The organism is Mesorhizobium sp. M1A.F.Ca.IN.020.03.2.1, from assembly GCF_004023205.1.
Classification (GTDB): Bacteria; Pseudomonadota; Alphaproteobacteria; order Rhizobiales; family Rhizobiaceae; genus Mesorhizobium.
In genome coordinates this window covers 1-395 of the sequence record NZ_RZSV01000524.1, presented here as the reverse complement: position 1 = coordinate 395, position 395 = coordinate 1, and the positions used below count along the sequence as shown (strand labels likewise).

At 74.7% G+C, this 395-nt stretch carries 1 protein-coding gene; it reads right to left on the bottom strand.

Annotated features, from left to right (window positions below):
- A partial coding sequence (locus EOA79_RS32505) for a hypothetical protein (protein WP_206639316.1) occupies nt 1-395 on the bottom strand: 395 nt, incomplete at both ends.

Sequence of the window (395 nt, the reverse complement as noted above, 5' to 3'; positions counted from 1 at the left end):
CGGTCGCACCTGTGGCGCCGGTTGCTCCGGTCGCACCCGTCGAGCCGGTTGCTCCGGTTGCTCCGGTATCGCCCGTGGCGCCGGTCGCGCCTGTGGCGCCGGTTGCTCCGGTATCGCCCGTGGCGCCAGTCGCACCTGTGGCGCCGGTTGCTCCGGTTGCGCCCGTTGCTCCGGTTGCGCCCGTTGCTCCGGTATCGCCCGTGGCGCCGGTCGCACCTGTGGCGCCGGTTGCTCCGGTCGAGCCGGTTGCGCCCGTTGCTCCGGTATCGCCGGTGGCGCCAGTCGCACCCGTGGCTCCGGTCGCACCTGTGGCGCCGGTTGCTCCGGTCGCGCCGGTTGCGCCCGTTGCTCCGGTATCGCCGGTGGCGCCAGTCGCACCCGTAGCCCCGGTCGCA